Annotated in this window: 24 protein-coding genes and 1 tRNA gene; 18 read left to right on the top strand and 7 right to left on the bottom strand. The window is 57.3% G+C overall.

The window, feature by feature from the left end; all coding sequences use genetic code 11:
- Window positions 1-132: 132 nt before the first annotated feature.
- The 6 genes from QP915_RS06455 to QP915_RS06430 all read left to right on the top strand — a co-directional run bounded on the left by QP915_RS06455 (window position 133) and on the right by QP915_RS06430 (window position 3,844).
- Window positions 133-702, top strand: a complete 570-nt coding sequence (locus QP915_RS06455) for a hypothetical protein (RefSeq protein WP_284768731.1) — start codon at window positions 133-135, stop codon at window positions 700-702.
- A 2-nt stretch (window positions 703-704) separates the two neighbouring features.
- Complete coding sequence (locus tag QP915_RS06450) at window positions 705-1,052, top strand: hypothetical protein (protein ID WP_284768730.1); 348 nt, start codon at window positions 705-707, stop codon at window positions 1,050-1,052.
- 199 nt (window positions 1,053-1,251) lie between these two features.
- Window positions 1,252-1,632: a plasmid mobilization relaxosome protein MobC gene (mobC, locus tag QP915_RS06445; protein WP_284768729.1), complete on the top strand. Its 381-nt coding sequence runs from the start codon at window positions 1,252-1,254 to the stop codon at window positions 1,630-1,632.
- Complete coding sequence (locus QP915_RS06440; protein WP_284768728.1) at window positions 1,619-3,202, top strand: relaxase/mobilization nuclease domain-containing protein; 1,584 nt, start codon at window positions 1,619-1,621, stop codon at window positions 3,200-3,202. Before mobC ends, QP915_RS06440 begins: the two co-directional genes overlap by 14 nt.
- A 22-nt stretch (window positions 3,203-3,224) precedes the next feature.
- A complete protein-coding gene (locus QP915_RS06435) occupies window positions 3,225-3,611 on the top strand; it encodes a hypothetical protein (RefSeq protein WP_284768727.1) in 387 nt (128 codons plus the stop codon).
- A complete protein-coding gene (locus tag QP915_RS06430; protein ID WP_284768726.1) occupies window positions 3,608-3,844 on the top strand; it encodes a hypothetical protein in 237 nt (78 codons plus the stop codon). The genes QP915_RS06435 and QP915_RS06430 overlap by 4 nt, the downstream gene beginning before the upstream one ends.
- Before the next feature lie 96 nt (window positions 3,845-3,940).
- On the opposite strand, the gene QP915_RS06425 is transcribed toward QP915_RS06430, so the two are convergent.
- Window positions 3,941-4,016: transfer RNA gene (locus tag QP915_RS06425), tRNA-His, on the bottom strand.
- 49 nt (window positions 4,017-4,065) lie between these two features.
- Window positions 4,066-4,713 carry an oligoribonuclease gene (orn, locus tag QP915_RS06420; protein WP_284768725.1) on the bottom strand — a complete coding sequence of 216 codons (648 nt, stop codon included), beginning with the start codon at window positions 4,711-4,713 and terminating at the stop codon, window positions 4,066-4,068.
- Between the two features lie 211 nt (window positions 4,714-4,924).
- On the opposite strand from orn, the gene QP915_RS06415 reads away from it, so the two are divergent.
- Complete coding sequence (locus tag QP915_RS06415) at window positions 4,925-6,472, top strand: alanine/glycine:cation symporter family protein (protein WP_284768724.1); 1,548 nt, start codon at window positions 4,925-4,927, stop codon at window positions 6,470-6,472.
- On the opposite strand, the gene cmrA is transcribed toward QP915_RS06415, so the two are convergent.
- From cmrA to QP915_RS06390, 5 genes are all read right to left on the bottom strand, one after another.
- Window positions 6,469-7,269, bottom strand: a complete 801-nt coding sequence (cmrA, locus tag QP915_RS06410; protein ID WP_284768723.1) for a mycolate reductase — start codon at window positions 7,267-7,269, stop codon at window positions 6,469-6,471. The two genes, QP915_RS06415 and cmrA, sit on opposite strands and share 4 nt — an antisense overlap.
- Before the next feature lie 157 nt (window positions 7,270-7,426).
- Window positions 7,427-8,527 carry a site-specific integrase gene (locus QP915_RS06405; RefSeq protein ID WP_284768722.1) on the bottom strand — a complete coding sequence of 367 codons (1,101 nt, stop codon included), beginning with the start codon at window positions 8,525-8,527 and terminating at the stop codon, window positions 7,427-7,429.
- Window positions 8,528-8,665: 138 nt separating this feature from the next.
- The gene (locus tag QP915_RS06400; protein WP_284768721.1) at window positions 8,666-8,992 is read right to left on the bottom strand and encodes a TM2 domain-containing protein; all 327 of its coding nucleotides are present in this window, start codon (window positions 8,990-8,992) and stop codon (window positions 8,666-8,668) included.
- A gap of 80 nt (window positions 8,993-9,072) precedes the next feature.
- The gene (locus tag QP915_RS06395) at window positions 9,073-9,465 is read right to left on the bottom strand and encodes an ImmA/IrrE family metallo-endopeptidase (protein WP_284768720.1); all 393 of its coding nucleotides are present in this window, start codon (window positions 9,463-9,465) and stop codon (window positions 9,073-9,075) included.
- The gene (locus QP915_RS06390; RefSeq protein ID WP_284768719.1) at window positions 9,455-9,691 is read right to left on the bottom strand and encodes a hypothetical protein; all 237 of its coding nucleotides are present in this window, start codon (window positions 9,689-9,691) and stop codon (window positions 9,455-9,457) included. Before QP915_RS06390 ends, QP915_RS06395 begins: the two co-directional genes overlap by 11 nt.
- Window positions 9,692-10,336: 645 nt before the next feature.
- Between QP915_RS06390 and QP915_RS06380 the strand changes: the two genes are divergently transcribed.
- From QP915_RS06380 to QP915_RS06330, 11 genes are all read left to right on the top strand, one after another.
- Complete coding sequence (locus QP915_RS06380; RefSeq protein ID WP_284768717.1) at window positions 10,337-10,642, top strand: hypothetical protein; 306 nt, start codon at window positions 10,337-10,339, stop codon at window positions 10,640-10,642.
- Between the two features lie 510 nt (window positions 10,643-11,152).
- A complete protein-coding gene (locus QP915_RS06375; RefSeq protein WP_284768716.1) occupies window positions 11,153-11,326 on the top strand; it encodes a helix-turn-helix domain-containing protein in 174 nt (57 codons plus the stop codon).
- Window positions 11,327-11,433: 107 nt separating this feature from the next.
- A complete protein-coding gene (locus QP915_RS06370; RefSeq protein WP_269966506.1) occupies window positions 11,434-11,598 on the top strand; it encodes a hypothetical protein in 165 nt (54 codons plus the stop codon).
- Window positions 11,576-11,755, top strand: coding sequence for a hypothetical protein (locus QP915_RS06365; protein ID WP_284768715.1), 180 nt, complete (start codon window positions 11,576-11,578; stop codon window positions 11,753-11,755). The genes QP915_RS06370 and QP915_RS06365 overlap by 23 nt, the downstream gene beginning before the upstream one ends.
- Window positions 11,746-12,042: a hypothetical protein gene (locus tag QP915_RS06360; protein WP_284768714.1), complete on the top strand. Its 297-nt coding sequence runs from the start codon at window positions 11,746-11,748 to the stop codon at window positions 12,040-12,042. The genes QP915_RS06365 and QP915_RS06360 overlap by 10 nt, the downstream gene beginning before the upstream one ends.
- Window positions 12,043-12,300: 258 nt before the next feature.
- On the top strand, window positions 12,301-13,212 hold the full coding sequence (locus QP915_RS06355) for a YqaJ viral recombinase family protein (RefSeq protein WP_284768713.1): 912 nt from the start codon (window positions 12,301-12,303) through the stop codon (window positions 13,210-13,212).
- Window positions 13,212-13,391: a hypothetical protein gene (locus tag QP915_RS06350; protein WP_284768712.1), complete on the top strand. Its 180-nt coding sequence runs from the start codon at window positions 13,212-13,214 to the stop codon at window positions 13,389-13,391. Before QP915_RS06355 ends, QP915_RS06350 begins: the two co-directional genes overlap by 1 nt.
- On the top strand, window positions 13,388-13,591 hold the full coding sequence (locus tag QP915_RS06345; RefSeq protein ID WP_284768711.1) for a hypothetical protein: 204 nt from the start codon (window positions 13,388-13,390) through the stop codon (window positions 13,589-13,591). Before QP915_RS06350 ends, QP915_RS06345 begins: the two co-directional genes overlap by 4 nt.
- The gene (locus QP915_RS06340; protein ID WP_284768710.1) at window positions 13,591-14,376 is read left to right on the top strand and encodes a recombinase family protein; all 786 of its coding nucleotides are present in this window, start codon (window positions 13,591-13,593) and stop codon (window positions 14,374-14,376) included. Before QP915_RS06345 ends, QP915_RS06340 begins: the two co-directional genes overlap by 1 nt.
- Window positions 14,376-15,068, top strand: coding sequence for an FAD-dependent thymidylate synthase (gene thyX / locus QP915_RS06335; protein ID WP_284768709.1), 693 nt, complete (start codon window positions 14,376-14,378; stop codon window positions 15,066-15,068). The genes QP915_RS06340 and thyX overlap by 1 nt, the downstream gene beginning before the upstream one ends.
- The gene (locus QP915_RS06330) at window positions 15,068-15,544 is read left to right on the top strand and encodes a single-stranded DNA-binding protein (RefSeq protein ID WP_284768708.1); all 477 of its coding nucleotides are present in this window, start codon (window positions 15,068-15,070) and stop codon (window positions 15,542-15,544) included. The genes thyX and QP915_RS06330 overlap by 1 nt, the downstream gene beginning before the upstream one ends.
- The last annotated feature ends 70 nt before the right edge of the window (window positions 15,545-15,614 follow it).

The raw sequence follows: 15,614 nt of genomic DNA, 5'->3' as shown, positions 1-15,614 counted from the left end.
CATCTTCAAAACCATCGTCCGGGTGCGGTTCATCTGACGGGTTGTCTTCGCACTCGTGGAGATTGGGATAACTGGGACCGTAGGTACCGATCGAAGGGTGGACGTCGAGTCCGCACTGCAGGCAGTGCTCTGTTGTCTGAAATCGTAGCTGCGCATAAAGCCGGGCTGATTGATGTGCCTGAGTTGTCGTCCTCGCGTCTCACGATCGGCGACAAACTTGAGTGGTTGTCCTCTCTCGGGGCCGGCGAGTTCACCCGTTCTCAGTGGGACCATATGTCTAAACGGAACCGCCGCGAGAATGTTTTACGTGACGCGAATATGGATGAAGTTCGCGCCCTGGTCGATAAATTGAATCGTGAGGAAGAAGAAATGAGTGACAGTAACGCGCCTTTTGTCAATGGCTTGGCGGGTGGTATTGCCAATGCCGATTTGCCCGATATGGGACCTGCTCTCCAGGCAATCAACGAGATGAAGGCCCCTCAAGAGGCTGCTTCGTCTCCTGACTTTGAGCGCCTGGACGAGGTGGTCAAAGGTGTCGAAGAAGCTCGCGCTAAGCGTGCGCAACGCGAAGCCGAAAAGCAATCTAAGCAGCGTGCTGCTGAAGCTGCTGCGCGTCCTCAACGGCGTAAACCGAAGCATCGGTTTGTGCCTCGTAACCCATCTACTGAACCGGGCCCAGAGGGTCCAGAAATGGAGCTTTAATCATGGCTACTAGTAATCAGATTGAACGTTCTGTTAATCGCGCGCAGAAGTTGCGGGAACAGCAGACTGCCCTTGCCGATAAGTTGCGCGAGGCTGAGCGTGAAGCTGACCGGATTGTCGGTGAGGCTTTGCGCGAAGGCGCGACCGATTCTCGGTCGCGTTGGGCGGAGTACGCAGACCTCAACATGAAGGAGTTTTACTTCTTGGTTGTTGAGGGTGTGGAACCTTCCCTCGATGACAGTGAAACTGCATCGGGAGGTGGCAGTACCGCGCCCGCTGAGCCGGAAAATCACGGTAGTGATTTCGGCGAAGCAACCGCTGACTTTGTCAGCGGAAACCAGGGGTTCTAGGGGGCGGAGCGCCCCTAGCCAGCAGCCCGCAGGAGGACACGACCCGAAGGGTCGTTTGTCCGACAAGGGTGATGCTGGCCCCGCCTGTTGGAAGCCGCGTGCAGTGGGGCCACGAAGTAGGCCGAAACTGTTCACGCGGCTGGAGACAGGCGGCACGTGGGCGCTAGCCCACTAGCACGGGAATAAGGAGCTGTGAGTTATGAGTAACGGGCGACGCGTGACAGTGCGTCTGGGTGACGAAGAAGCCGAGGTGGTGCGTGGCACCGCGTCGACTCTCGGAGTCACCGAAAGCGAAGTTCTGCGTCTGGCCCTAACCGCCTTGGCGGGTAGGCTGCCTGACGATGTAACTGAGCGTGCGACAGCGGCTCCGGTGTCGCGGGAAGTGGTCGAGATGCTTGACGCTCTCGACCGCGCCTTGGCGGCTATTCGTCGCATCGGTGTCAACATAAATCAGGTTGTCCGCATGGCTCATGTCATGGGCTGGTCTGATGATGTGGTGCCCGGGTTGTGCAAGATTCCCGATGCCGTCGATGGGTTGGACAAATACGTCCGGAAGGCGGTCGACGATGTCGGTAAGTAAAGTGCAGCGCTCCAAGAGTGCTGTCGCTTCCACCATCTACGCCGTGTGGGGGACTCGTAAGGCAATGAAGGCTGGCGAAGTTCGTGCTTCCGCGCTCTCTGTTGTTGGTCCTCGTGGCTATCATCCGTTGGCATGGGCGTTGGAGGTTCAAGAGCGCGTAGCAGCCTCTGCGCAACGTCGTAATGAGACCATCAACATCATTCAATCTTTCAGCCCTGAAGAACTTGATCCAGGTAAACCTCGTGATGTGGAACGCGCGCACTCTGCGGGGCTTGCTCTCGCGGAGAAAGTGGCCCCTGGGTGTGACGTGCTTGTTGCTACTCACACCGATACTGCTCACGTTCACAACCACATTCTCATAGCCAATCACGACCGCCAGACTGGCTACGCTGCCCCGAAGGGTGCTGGCAATGCTTGGCACGTCCGGGAGGTCAACGACGCTGTGATGGAGTCGTATGGGTTGGAGGTGCTGGAACAGCACGAGGTGTCTTACTCGCGCGATGAACGGATGGCTGAAGCTAAGGGGTTTGATATTGACGGCTCCGAGCTGTCGTTGGATGAATTAACTCGTGAGAACTGGCGCGAGTTTGCTCGCGTTCGCATCGAGGATCTTCTTGAAGACGACCGCGTTGTCGAGGCCCTGGACGCCGATGGCGAAGAGGGTATCAACTCTGCCTTTGACGTGATGGAAGAAATTGCGCCCAAGTACCACCTTTCCTTCTCGCGTAAAGGGCGTGGCAGGCGCAAACGTGAGCGCTCGTCGTTCGCGGTTGTTGATGATAACGGCGATGTGCTCCGGGTGACCGGTGCAAACGGTAAAGGTAATGCCCGAGCTGCGAGCGCTGGCTCGCGTCTCGGTGCTGATTTCACATTAAACGGGCTTCGCGCCCAGCTGCTGCAAATGCAGTCCAAAGAGAAGACCAAACAGAACATTCGAGAAATAGGTGAATTTGATTATGCCGATGAATATGCGTCGGAAGAAGAATCGGGATACTGGCGAGAATTTGGAGTTGATGAATCAACTGGCTCAGGAGGTGAAGAACCTTCAGCAGATTGTGGCGGGGCTTCACAAGGACGTGGTTCACGTATCCAAGCAGCAGGTGAAAAGCGACCAGAGCGTGAAGAGGCTCTCCAGTTCCGTTGGGGAGTTGGAGAACTCCCCGACGGCATCCCTAGTCGAGAACCACGGGCAGACCTTGGGGAATATGCAGACCTGGTTGACCAACTTGGACGGGCAACTGAAGGTCTTAAAGAATACAACCGTAGGAACGGAGGAATACAACGAGGCAGTGAAACAGACCGTGGCCGTGATGACGAAGGTCGCGGAAGCAGCGGCCCAACTGCCGGTGGCGATTCAAAATCAGAAACAGTCTCTGACGAACGGGGCGGCGGATATCGCCGAGTCCCTGACGTCTCTGGGAACTCTAGTCCAGGCCGTCCTCGAAGCAAGCGAGGGGCCAATGAGTCTAAGCGACAGCGCAGTCGAGAGGCTGAGCGACTGCATCGAGGGGCGTTTGAGGCCGATGGTGGACAAGAGGCTGAAAACGACGATGGACCAGAGTTTCAGTAACTATGAGGAATCTTTCCAGGGCATGATTGATGATGGCATTGAGCGTCTCGCCCAGGAGCGCGAGCGCTTGGATGCCTCTACTAGGGAAGCTGCTAAGACTGCTGACCGCATCGACAAGCGGTTAAAGGCCGGTGCTGTCAATGTGGCTGGTCTCCTGATGTTTGCCGCTACTCTCTGTCTCGCTGTAGTTGTCGTGTCCGGTGTCTTTGGTATGACTGTCTCGGTCTTTGGTCTGGATTTGGCTTTGCCCGAGCTGTGGCAGCGTACACACGATGCTGATTCCTGGAAGGGTCATCTTGGCTGGGGCGCGCTGGGTGTGGCTGTGCTTGCGGGTCTGTGCGGTGCTATCTGGTTCGTTGCACAGTGGATTTGGGAGCACACTGACTGGGGTGTTCGTTCTGACAATTGACGATCCTTGTGGCCTGCGTGGGCTTCGTTGCCATCGGCGGTCTCGGCGTCGGCGTGATGACGTTCCTCGGCATCCCCGACGGTTTAGGTGCGCTCTGGAGTCACGTCGCTGGCGCTGAGACGTGGTACGGGACCGTTGGTTGGTTGATCGTGACCATGACGGTCATCGGACTCATCGTCGGCCCGATGGTCTACCTTGCCGAGAAGGTGATCGAGATCGGTGACGATGACTAGCGCCGGATTTCTAGAACCTATAACGTACTCTTTAACGTACCCGGCGTGAAAAGCGATGTACCCCGCAACCTGATAGTGCAGGTTACGGGGTATCTTTGGGGTGGCTGACGGGACTCGAACCCGCGACACCCAGGATCACAACCTGGTGCTCTACCAGCTGAACTACAGCCACCATCGCTGCGTGAAAGCAACGAGATATAGGTTAACTCACGCCGCCTAAATTACAAAAACGCCTGGTAATCTGCGGTGGTTTCGGTCTTGATCTCCTCCGCTTCGGGGGAGGTGGGGCCCTCGTCGGTGCGGAAGACGCTGCGGCGGTAGAAGTCCAACTCGCGGATGGATTCGATGATGTCCTGTAGTGCGCGGTGGGCCATGCCCTTATCGGGCTGGTTGAAGTAAGCGCGCGGGTGCCACCGGCGAGCAAGCTCCTTGATGGTAGAGACGTCGATCATGCGGTAGTGCAGGGCGCTATCGAGCCGCGGCATATAAGCACGAATGAAGGTGCGATCTGTGGCGATGGAATTGCCGGCTAGGGGAGCGGGGTGCTCCGGATCGCAATGCTCATTGATGAGCGCGAGTACGGCATCCTCGGCTTCTCCGATGGAGGTGGTGGACTCGCGGATTTCCTTATCCAGCCCGGACTTAGCGTGCATCTGCGTGACAAAGGAATCCATCTGTGCCAACTCATCCTCGGTGGCGTGGACAACGAGGTCGATGCCTTCGCCCAGAATGTTGAGGTTGCCATCGGTGATGACGGCAGCGACCTCAACGATGACGTGGCGCTCGGGGTCGAGGCCCGTCATCTCCAAATCGATCCAGACGAGGCGGTCGTGTTTTGTGGCTATCTCGGAATGTGGCATGCGGCCCATTCTACTCCCGCGTGCTTTTACCCCTGTATGGGGTACGAACCGGGCTGCCCTGGAGGGGCGATTGCTACTGGACAACGCAACCTTTTAGAAAGTGTGGCACTGTGCTGCATAAAATTAATCGGTGATTTGCCTCACTCAGATATGTGAGTTAGGGCATACTCTGGTTAATCGCTCTTCATTCGGGAGGTGCGACAGACTTAGGAGAGACCAGATGGCAAACTTCCTCGATGCCCTCAATACCGTAATTTGGTCCCCCGTCTTGGTGTTTTTATGCCTCGGCGCGGGTATTTATTTCACCGTGGTGACACGCGGCCTGCAGGTGCGCTGCATCCCGGACATGCTCAAGCAGATCGTTAACGGAGAAAAGTCCGCAGATGGCGTTTCTTCCTTCCAATCCTTGATGGTCTCGCTCTCCGGCCGCGTGGGCGTGGGCAATATCGCCGGCGTGTCCACAGCCATCGCCTTCGGTGGGCCTGGCGCCGTGTTCTGGATGTGGGCAGTGGCGCTTTTGGGCTCGTCCACCTCGTTCATCGAATGTACGTTGGCGCAGATTTACAAGGAAAAGGATCAGGACACCGGTGAGTACCGCGGCGGGCCCGCCTATTACATCGAAAAGGCCTACAAGCACACTAAGGCCGCGCCTTTCATGGTGGTCTACGGCATCGTGTTTGCCGTCGCCATGATCTTGGCTACTAGCTACTTCTTGCCTGCCATCCAGGCCAATGCGGTGGCCGCCGCGGCCGATACCGCCTGGGGGATCAACTCCACCTGGGCGGCCGTCGTCCTCGCGGGCATTCTGGCCATCATCATTATTGGTGGTGTCAAGCGTATTGCGAACTTCGCCACCATTGTCGTGCCCTTTATGGCGGTCATTTATATCGTGATTTCCGTGGTGGTCATGTGCATGAACTTCTCGCAGATTCCGGAGGTCTTCGGGCTCATCTTCAAGTCCGCATTCAATATGGAAGCCGGATTCTCCGGCATGCTGGGCGCGGCCATCATGTGGGGTGTTAAGCGCGGCATCTACTCCAATGAGGCTGGCCAGGGTACCGGCCCGCAGTCCGCTGCAGCCGCCGAGGTTTCCCACCCCGCTAAGCAGGGCTTTGTGCAGTCCTTTGCGGTGTACGTTGATACGCTCTTTGTCTGCTCGGCCACCGCGTTCATGATTATTTCTACGGATATGTACACCGTCTTCCGCGGCAGCTCCGAGGACGGCGAAGTGGTCTACAACGGCTCGCTTCCTGATGGCGTCGAGGTTGGGCCTGGCTACGTGCAGTCCGGCCTCGATAGCGTCTTCGCCGGCTGGGGCCCAACCTTCATTGCCGTCTCCATTGCCTTCTTCGCCTTTACGACGGTCCTAGCGTATTACTACATGTCCGAAGTTAACCTGACCTACTTCAACCGTTGGGTCCGCTCTCGGACGGCCCGCCGTGGTCTGATTTGGGTGCTGCGCGCGCTGATTATTGTTTCCGTCGTGGTTGGCGCTACCACCACTCCGGGTGCGGCGTGGGCGCTGGGCGATATCGGCGTCGGCACGACGGCATGGCTCAATATCATCGCCATCCTCTTCCTGCAGGTCCCTGCCATCAAGGCACTCAAGGACTACGAAAAGCAGAAGAAGGCCGGCAAGGATCCGCAGTTCGACCCAGAAGCTTTGGGCATTAAGAACGCGGACTTCTGGGTAGAGCGCAAACGAGCACGCGGCGAGGGCAGCGTGTTCAAAGACAAAGACAAGGACTTAGAAGGCGCTGGGGCCTAGCCCATCTTGGCGTAGAAGCTGCCTACCAGCGGTGCAATCACCGGGGTGGGCAGCACCTGGCTGAGGGTATTCATCGCCTTAGACAGCGGGCCGGGCACCACGCGGCGCTGATTGCGGCGCATGGCCTCAATGGTTTCTTGGGAGCACGACTCGTAGGTGGTCCACAAAAAGTCCGGTACCACCTTGTCCACGATCGACTGGTCTTCTTCTGCGATGGTGGCCTCGCGTACGGGGCCGGGGGCGAGCAGGGTGCACGAGACGCCGGAGCCCTTCAGCTCATAGTGCAGGGCCTCCGTAAACGCATTGACGCCCGCCTTGGTGAAAACGTAGGTGGCGTTATTAGGAATCGGGATGTTGCCCGCTGCAGAGCCGACATTGCAAATGGCGCCGCTGCGGCGAGGCAGCATCTGCTCCAAGGCGGCTCGCGTGAGGTGGTGGACGGCAGTACCGTTGAGCTCGAACTGTGTCGTCTCGTACGACCAGTCTTGGTCCATGAAGGGGCCGAAGCTGGCGATGCCGGCGGAGTTGACCAGGATCGACACCTCGCGGGTGGCGATGGTCTCGGCCACGCGGGCGACGTCGTCAGCCACCGCGAGGTCTGCCGGCAGGGCAATGGCCTCGATACTATGGCGCTGTTCGAGCTCGGCGGCGATGGACTCCAGGATCTCGCGGCGGCGGGCCACAAGGATGACGTTATATCCCAGTGCTGCGAAATCCTGCGCCATGGCCTTTCCAATGCCTTGGCTGGCGCCCGTAACGAGGGCGTAGGATGTTCGGGAAGGGGCGGGAAGTGACATGGTTAAGCCTTTCCGGAGTGGGGGCATGGTGAGTCCTAGCGTAAACAAAAAGCCTTGAAGCGGCGAGAAACTCGGCGCCTCAAGGCTTTCGCGCGGTGCCCCCAGCAGGATTCGAACCCGCGACACAAACCCTGTTTACCCAGCATAAACACCATACTTAAGCCCCTGCCCACGACAATCCCACTGCATTCGAAAAACTTTCATCCATCCGGCCAGCCACCACATCCAAGTCCTCCTCCCATAAATCTGCATACGAATCTAACGTCATAGCCGCTGAAGCATGGCCGAGCTGACGCTGCACGATTTTGGGATGCGCACCCGACGAAATCATCAGCCCTGCCGCCACGTGCCTTAAACCGTGCGGGGTGACCCTAGGGAAATTCTCATCCTTCTCCATGCACCGCTTCAGCGCACCATAAAACCACGTATGATTCGACGGCACCCGCAGCGGGGACCCATCCGCCCTGCACCACACCCAAGCATCCTGAGCTTTGCCATCCATTAGCGGCACCAGCATGTCCATCACAAACCTGGGCACAGCCACCACCCGAGACTCATGCGTCTTCGGGGTACCTATCTTCACCTCGTACCCCACGGTTACAGCATTCCTGCGCACAGCAATACGCCGACGCAACACATCCACATCCTGAACCTGCAGTCCGGCCAACTCACCCCACCTAAGACCCACAGTGCCCAACAGCCACACAATAGGCGCATTATCCCCACACTCGTCGGCAAACGCGGCAAGCTGCTCCCAACTGAGATACACCTTCCTGGCCCTCGCCTTCCTAGGGAGGGTGACACCCTTCGCCACGTTGGTTTTCACGAGTCCGTCACGTACTGCCATGTCTAGGATTTGGGATAGCATCGCGTGATTCTTCCTCACGATTGATGCGGACCGGTCCGTGCTCGATAGCCAGTGCTGCACCTCGGATGCCCGCACAGCCCTGATAGGCGTGTCCCCCCAACGTGGTTTTACGTGAATACGCCAGGTCTGCTCAGTTGTCCGCAGGGTGGACGGTTTCAGGTGGGTTTGCATTTCTAGCCAGCGTGCCCCTAATTCCCCGACGGTTACTTTGCCGGCGTTGGGGTTTATCCAGTCACCTTCCCGGATAGTGGTGGCATTCTTATCCGCCCACGCTTGGGCCTCGTTCTTAGTGCGGAATCCTTGTTTTGTGCGGTTCTTACCGTCGGGGGAGCGGTACTGGACGCGCCACGCCCGCCCCTTTGCGGTCTTGTACGGTTTAATGCTTGCCATTATGATTACTCCTTGTTAGCCAGGGCTGAAAGAACGCCCCAGGCGACAACTCCAAACCAACTTGGGTTTGCGATTCCTAACACCGCCCTTGGTGCTGCACTTCCACATGACAAGCACCAGGGGCGGGTTTATTACGTTTTACATGTCTGCGATACCGTTAGCCTCGAAGATTTCACGACGAATTTTGTCATTCTTACGGGCGTAAGCCTTGTTGATAAAGAACGCATCGATGAGCGTCCAGATACCAAGACCGCCGAGGGTGAGGGTCATGCCGATGGCGTATCCGGTGTTACCGAGGTAGTAGCGGTGACCCCCGATGCCGCCGAGGAATAGCCATAGGAGCCACATGACGGTTTGGTTCTTTTTGCGGTCTTCGTACTGCATTTGTGCTCGCTGCAGTACGGCGGGGTCTGGCTGTGCCGGCTGCTGTGGCTGTTGCGGCTCGTTGTTGTAGGGGTTGGTCATGAGAGGTTTCCTTTCAAGAGGAGTTGCGGTTCAAGTTTTACGACTTTGCACGCCGGTTTAGCGGGTGTGGTCAAACGTTTTTAGGCTACTCGATTAGCAGCCATCGATTGCCAGGTTTTGAGGATGTGTTGGGTGACTTCGAGTTCGTCTGCGATGGCGGGGAGGTGGCCGTGGTGCCATACGGCGGCGGACTCAAAATCGGTGGGGTTTATGAGTAGTCGGGCGGCGTATTCGTCGGCGCGGCGCTCCTGGCGCTGGTCGAAGTGACCGTTCCCAGTTGGGGCGTCGCCGTGGGCGGCGTGGCCTAGCTCGTGGGCTAAGACGCTGCGATATTGGCTGATGGATTGGCCGCGCCTTGTGCTGATTATTCGCCTGTGGTGGTCGTACCAGCCGGGGCGCCCGCCGGTGTGGCGCTGTAGCTGCACGCCCATGCTTTCCGCTAGGAGGTGCAGCTCTACCGCGCTAATTGTCATCCACATCATTCCTTTCTGCGTCCTCGTCCGGGCCGCTGTATGCAACCGCGCCTTCTGGCATTGAATCATCAGGCTCGGACACGGGGGCACCTGCACGACGAGCAGCCAGCTCGTCTATCTCATCGGCGCGGGTAGCAGGGTTGAGCCGGCGTGCCAGCTCTATAGCTAGTTCTCCCTCATCGGCTGTGGACACGAGGGCACCGTCGGAGTCGAGGAAATCAAGCACTTCTTGGTAGGGGATATACCCCAGTTCGACTAAGGCGAGGGGGCGGTTGATTCCTAGTACTTCGCAGAGTGTGAGTAGGTCGTCTACTGGAAGCCCCTCGTTGAGACGTTTGTTTGCGGTTTTTCGGGTGACCTGGAGTACGTCTGCGATTCCTTGGTCTGTGATTCGGATGTGCGATGTTTCGCTTAGCCATTGCTTGATTTCCATGTTTTAAACACTAGCACAGTGGGTAAAAAATTACCCAGCGAATGGGTAATTACATGCTCAAATGAGAATAGGCATTCCCCCATTCGTGTAATTACACTTGCTGGTTACTGGTGTGGTGTGTAAATTAAGTTACATACCGACCGAAAGAAAGGAGGGAATGGGAATGTTTCTACTCTCCCTAGATGAAATCGACCGAGTGAAGCGACTTCATCACATCACATCCACGACCGGATTAGCCGAAAAGACAGACCTGAACCGAAAGACCTGGACCACGGCACTAAACACCCGCAGGCCAACAGTTTCAGTACTCGAGGCATTAGCGGCACTCGGAGCCAACCCCTCCAAAGTTCTCGTTGCCGAAGAACTGGCCGCATAAGAAAAGGCCCGGTGCTGGAACACCGAGCCTAAAGCAAAGAAACCTACTAAGGAGCATATCACATGACTGATTCGCTGCATCCAGCGGAGGCCGCATACATGGCCGCGATTAGGGCCGGGACTGACTGGTACTCGGCTGCTGATAAGGCCGTAGCCGAACTGGCCAAGACCCGCAAACCTTTTACCGCTGATGATGTTCGCACCACCTGCGGCATGGAACCAGACAACCCGAACTCTTGGGGCGGACTGTTCCGCTACTGGAAAAGCCGGGGCCTTATCCACCATGTGGGTTTCACCCGGTCACGTGGCAAAGCGCGTAACGCCTCCGTCGTGGGCGTCTGGCGAGGGGCAAACCTCGACGCAGCCTAACTAGCAGACACAGGGGTGCAAGTCCCCTGATAGGCACTAGGGCAAACATGCCCTGAAATTTCGTCAAAGTGACTCAACCCCCAAGGGGTTTAGGTAGGGCGAAAAACGCTGTATAGAGAACTGAATTAGTGAAGAGCGCCGGATGATACGGGCTAGGTGAGCATGTTTCTTAGATTGCCACGACCCTAGCAAGCAGCAATGCAGGAACCTCGCCCTGAGCGGCGGGAGGGAACGAACGGCGCTGACAGAAATAACAGGCCTGAATGGACAAATCACAATTCTTTTACACCTACTACAGGGGCTAAGGAATGTGCTTACAAAAGACTCCGGGGTTCGATTCCCCGGCAGGCCGCCAGGTGGGTGTGACGTTTAACTGCCGTCGTAAGTGAAGGTGTTGGCGCCCGCCACTAGTCACACCTGCACCCACCTCTTAATACATGAAAATAGCCCCGCGTAGTTGCAGCTACGGCGGGGCTTTATCAGCGACAAGAAAGAAAAGGAAGGTACGCCATGGACACTACCACATGGCTGCTGGCCGATGAGGCAGCTGAGTATATGCGGATAGACCGTGAGTCGGTCTACGAGTACCTGCAGCGCAAGGAGTTACGCGGGGTGAAGGTTGGCCGTAGGTGGCGTGTGCGCCGTGATTGGTGCGACGCCTTTTTGATGGGGGAGTCGGTATGAGCTGGCTAAAGAGACTGCTGCGCCGCCGCAAGCCCCGCACCCTGAAATTCACAATCTACTGGAGATAAAAGATGCGTCAGATTACGCACGCCGAGGCGAAAGCCCACATGACTGATATTGAAACCCGCCTGAAAACCATCTACCAACTGGCGCACCTACCGGAGAAAACGCGCCGCCAGATTCTCACCCTTGCTGGTGGTGCTAACAACATTGCCGGCCAAATCGCAGCCCATGAAAGGAAAGTCCGCAATGCACACCCAAACCACAAATAACCGCCCGGAGCGCCGCGAACCAACGCATAAGGAACTTGCTTACTGGCAGGACGTTGCCGCGAAGCGTATCCGTTTCGCTTGGGCCACGGGCATCTTCGGCGCGATGATTGGTTTCCTATTCCACCTCGTGATTTCGGTGCCGCCGGTATGGATGTAAAGACCCGAATTAGGAAAGACCGAGAAGCAGGCCTTTGGAATATTCACGACCAGGACCTCACCTTTCCAGCCACTAGCTGGGGCGAGGCGATGCACTTCGTGAAGGATCTGCGCCGCCATCGTGCCCACGAGCAGGTATTCACCACGCAGCAAATCGTGGTGGAAGAGTATCCGCATTTTGTGCGACTGCTTGGCCCTGCGCTTGCTAAGCAGCGCCTAGCCACGGTCTACGGCGTGAAACGCAAAACGATTGAAGATTACGTCAGGAAGGGGTCGCAATGCTGCTAACACCAGCTAGATACCGAGACGGGTTGTGGTGGGTGAACCTTCCAACCCCTACCTCATTCACGTCACGCAAAGCCGCGAATCAGGCCCTAGACCAGTTCAAAGAAGAGTACGGGTGCCTGCACACGGAATGTAACGAACTCGGAACCGACGATATTGGGCTGGGGTTTGGGTTCCGCTTCTGCGACTTCCATGCGCGGAGAGCGAAGAAGATTCTGAACCGGTCAAACCGGGGGACTGCGATTTTTAGGGGAGCATCTTTTGAAAACATTTAAGCCAGATAATGAGGAAGAGTGGTTTGAGTTCCGACGGCAGCATCTCACCTCGACGGAACTAGCCGGGATTCATCTCAGCAAGACGGCCCGAGCATGGCAGGAGCTACGCCGGCAGAAGGAATCAGGGGAGCGTTGGGGAGGCAACCAGTACACGGAGTGGGGCACCGCCCGCGAACCCATTCTGGCTCCCCTGGCGGTGGAGGTTGACTCACGCCTTGTATATAACGCCGACCCGCAAACCATCATCGTGAATCGCAATAACGATGAAGTATGCGGCACCCCGGACCTATACAGCGAGGACGGGGCGGTCATCGGCGAGATTAAAACCGCCAAGCACCAATTCGCCGGCGGCAAGTTCCATGATTGGTGCCCCGACCGGTATTACCTGCAGGTGCAGGCGAATATGTGGAATGCGGGCGCGGAAGCCTGTGTGTTGTTGGTGGAGTACTACCAGGAGCAGGACGGGGAGTTCACCCCAGACGGCTACGAGTATCAGGTCATTGAATACGACCCCAAGGTCGTTACGGAACTGAGCAACACCACCGGCGAGTGGTTCTATTGGCTCGACGGTCTTTCCCCATGGTGGATGGGTGAGGTCACCAGCCTAGAGGACGCCGACGAGGTAGAGGACCTAGTTGCTGCGATTGGTGCCGGCGAGGATGAGCTGCGTGAGTTGAAGGACCGTATCGACCAGCAGCGCAAACAGCTCCTAGAAAAGCTAGGGGACTCCTACGCGGGTACGCACGCCGGCTACAAGGTGAGTGTCTCCACCACCAAGGACTCTAAGGCGTTTGATTCTAAGGCGTTTAAGACCGCCCACCCGGATTTGTACCGCGAGTTCAATACGAAACCCCGCCGAGGCTCTACCCGCCTGCGATTAACAAAGGTGGTCAACTAATGCCCCTATTTGCCCCAGAATCCACATACCCCACCAAAGAGCAAAAGCAGCGCGCCCTAAACAGGGCACAATGCGAAGCCTTCGACTGGATGACCGACCACGGAGACGCGTTCCCAGAATTGCGTGACCTCTACCAGCAAATCCACGACCAAGTAGACCAGGAGCGCCAGAACCTATGAGCAAGCCCAGCGACATGCCGTATCGGCGCCTAGAGGTGGCCCGCACCGCAACCGACGCCAACTACGCCGCGTTGACCGCGTTCGCAGACCAAGCAATCTACCTCATAAAGCACTTCACCGAGCACGGCCACGACCTAGAAACAGCCCTCACACTCACAGAAATCACCCTCGACCGATTCGACGACGAAAGGAACATCTAGTGAACCAAGAAATTGCAACCAACAGTTTTGAGAACAATCTATCGGTGCAGATGAAGCACGCGGAGATTCTGTCTCAGGCGAACATGATTCCAGACAAGTTCAAAGGCAACCCCGCTAACGTGCTCGTAGCCCAGGAGCTGGCACAGTCCATGGGTGAATCCACATGGGTAACCATGTCGGAGTTGTACTTCGTAGGCAACGTGCCCACCTTCTCCGCTAAGTACATGCGTACCCGTGTCCGCGCCGCGAAGCACATTCTGCGCGAATCCTTCGACCCGGAAACCATGACCGCAACCTGCACCATCATCCGCCACGATGACCCAGACTTTGAGCACACCATCCGCTGGGACAAGGCCAAGGCCGAGGCACACGGCCTGTGGGGTAAGGGCCACTGGAAGAAGAACCCAGAGTTGATGCTGAAGAACCGTGCTGTGTCCGAGTGTGTACGAGAAGCCTGCAACGAGGTCATGGGCGGTGTGGACTACACCCGCGAAGAGGTAGAGAACGGCAACTTCAACACCGGGCCGGTCACCGCTACCGCTACTCGTCAGGATGTAGCTGCGCAGGCTCTTGCCGCCCCGGCACCGAAGAAGAAGCAGGAACCAGAACCGGAGCAGGCGGGGGAGGATGACCAGTTCGTTGAGGACGTAAAAGCCGCCCTCGCTGAACTCACCAGCCCCGAGGCAGTCACCGACTTCATGCAGGAAATCCGCGAAGAAGCAGAGGTTCCCCAAGCCGTCCTCGACCTCGGACGCACCCGCTGGAACGAACTACAGGAGAACTAATGACCAACATCGTCACCCCGCAGGTTCACCTGCTTGCCCACACCAAGATTGATGAGAAAGCAATCAGCGAGTGGATGAGCATTCAGGACGCATCCACGGATGCGGAAACGCTGCTGACTATGGCCGGGCGGAACTGCTATAGGAGCTTTCATCGCCCGAATGAAGCAACCTACAACGACGCGGACTACCTGCGCCGCACACTGTTTGACCGGGGCCATTTCAGTATTGCCGAGCACGCCACCGCAACGTTGTACTTCACCGGTGTGTCCCGTGCTTTCCTTGCCGAGCTAACCCGCCACCGGCATCTCAGCTTCAGCGTGGAATCGCAGCGCTTCATCAACGCCAACGACGCGAATGTAGTCATGCCACCAGCCATGCGTTACCTCGACGAGGAATCGAAAGAGAACTTCCTTTGGCGCGTAGACGAAAGCATCACCGACTACAAGAACGCGCAGACCATCCTCAACCGCCTGCCCAAGAAACAGCGCAACGAGGCAGCCCGCGCACTACTTCCTAACGCCGTGGAAACCCGCATGGTAGTCACCGGGAACCTGCGTTGCTGGAATGAGGTAATCCAACGCCGCACGCAGCCCGACGCGGATGCAGAAATGCAGGAAGTCATGCGACTAGCCAAAGCAAAGCTACACACCGTCTCACCCATCATCTTCCCAACCGAAAAGGACAACAACTAATGATTGACGTAATCACCCTCACCGGCGGACTCCCGCGAGACGCAGAAATACGATTCACCCCACGGGGAGCAGCGGTGGCTAACTTCACCCTCGCCGCGTCAGATGGCCGATACGACCAAGACCAAAACAAATGGGTATCGACCCGCAACCTATACCTGGACGTCACCATCTGGAACGAACAGGGCAATAAACAGAATCCCACCCCATGGGCAGAAATGGCCGCAAACCTGAAAAAGGGCGACCAGGTAGCCGTCACCGGCAAGCTCGTAACCCGCTCGTGGGAAACCAAGGAAGGCGAGAAGCGCAGCAAGACGGAGTTCAACGCCTACCGCTACTACACACTCCCCGCCGCGCCACAACAGCAGCCCAACAATGCGCAGCAGTCGTGGGATAACGCCGCACAGAACGGCCAGACAGCCACCAGCGGCGCATGGTCCCAACCAGCACCAACCGGCCAAGACCAACCTCCATTCTAGGAGCCACTATGCAGCTACTCATCGACCTACTATCCGCCTACGCCTACACCCCAGACGGAGGCGTAGCAGA

It is taken from the genome of Corynebacterium sp. MSK158, assembly GCF_030229085.1.
Taxonomy (GTDB): Bacteria; Actinomycetota; Actinomycetes; order Mycobacteriales; family Mycobacteriaceae; genus Corynebacterium.
This window is presented reverse-complemented; position numbering and strand designations above follow the sequence as displayed.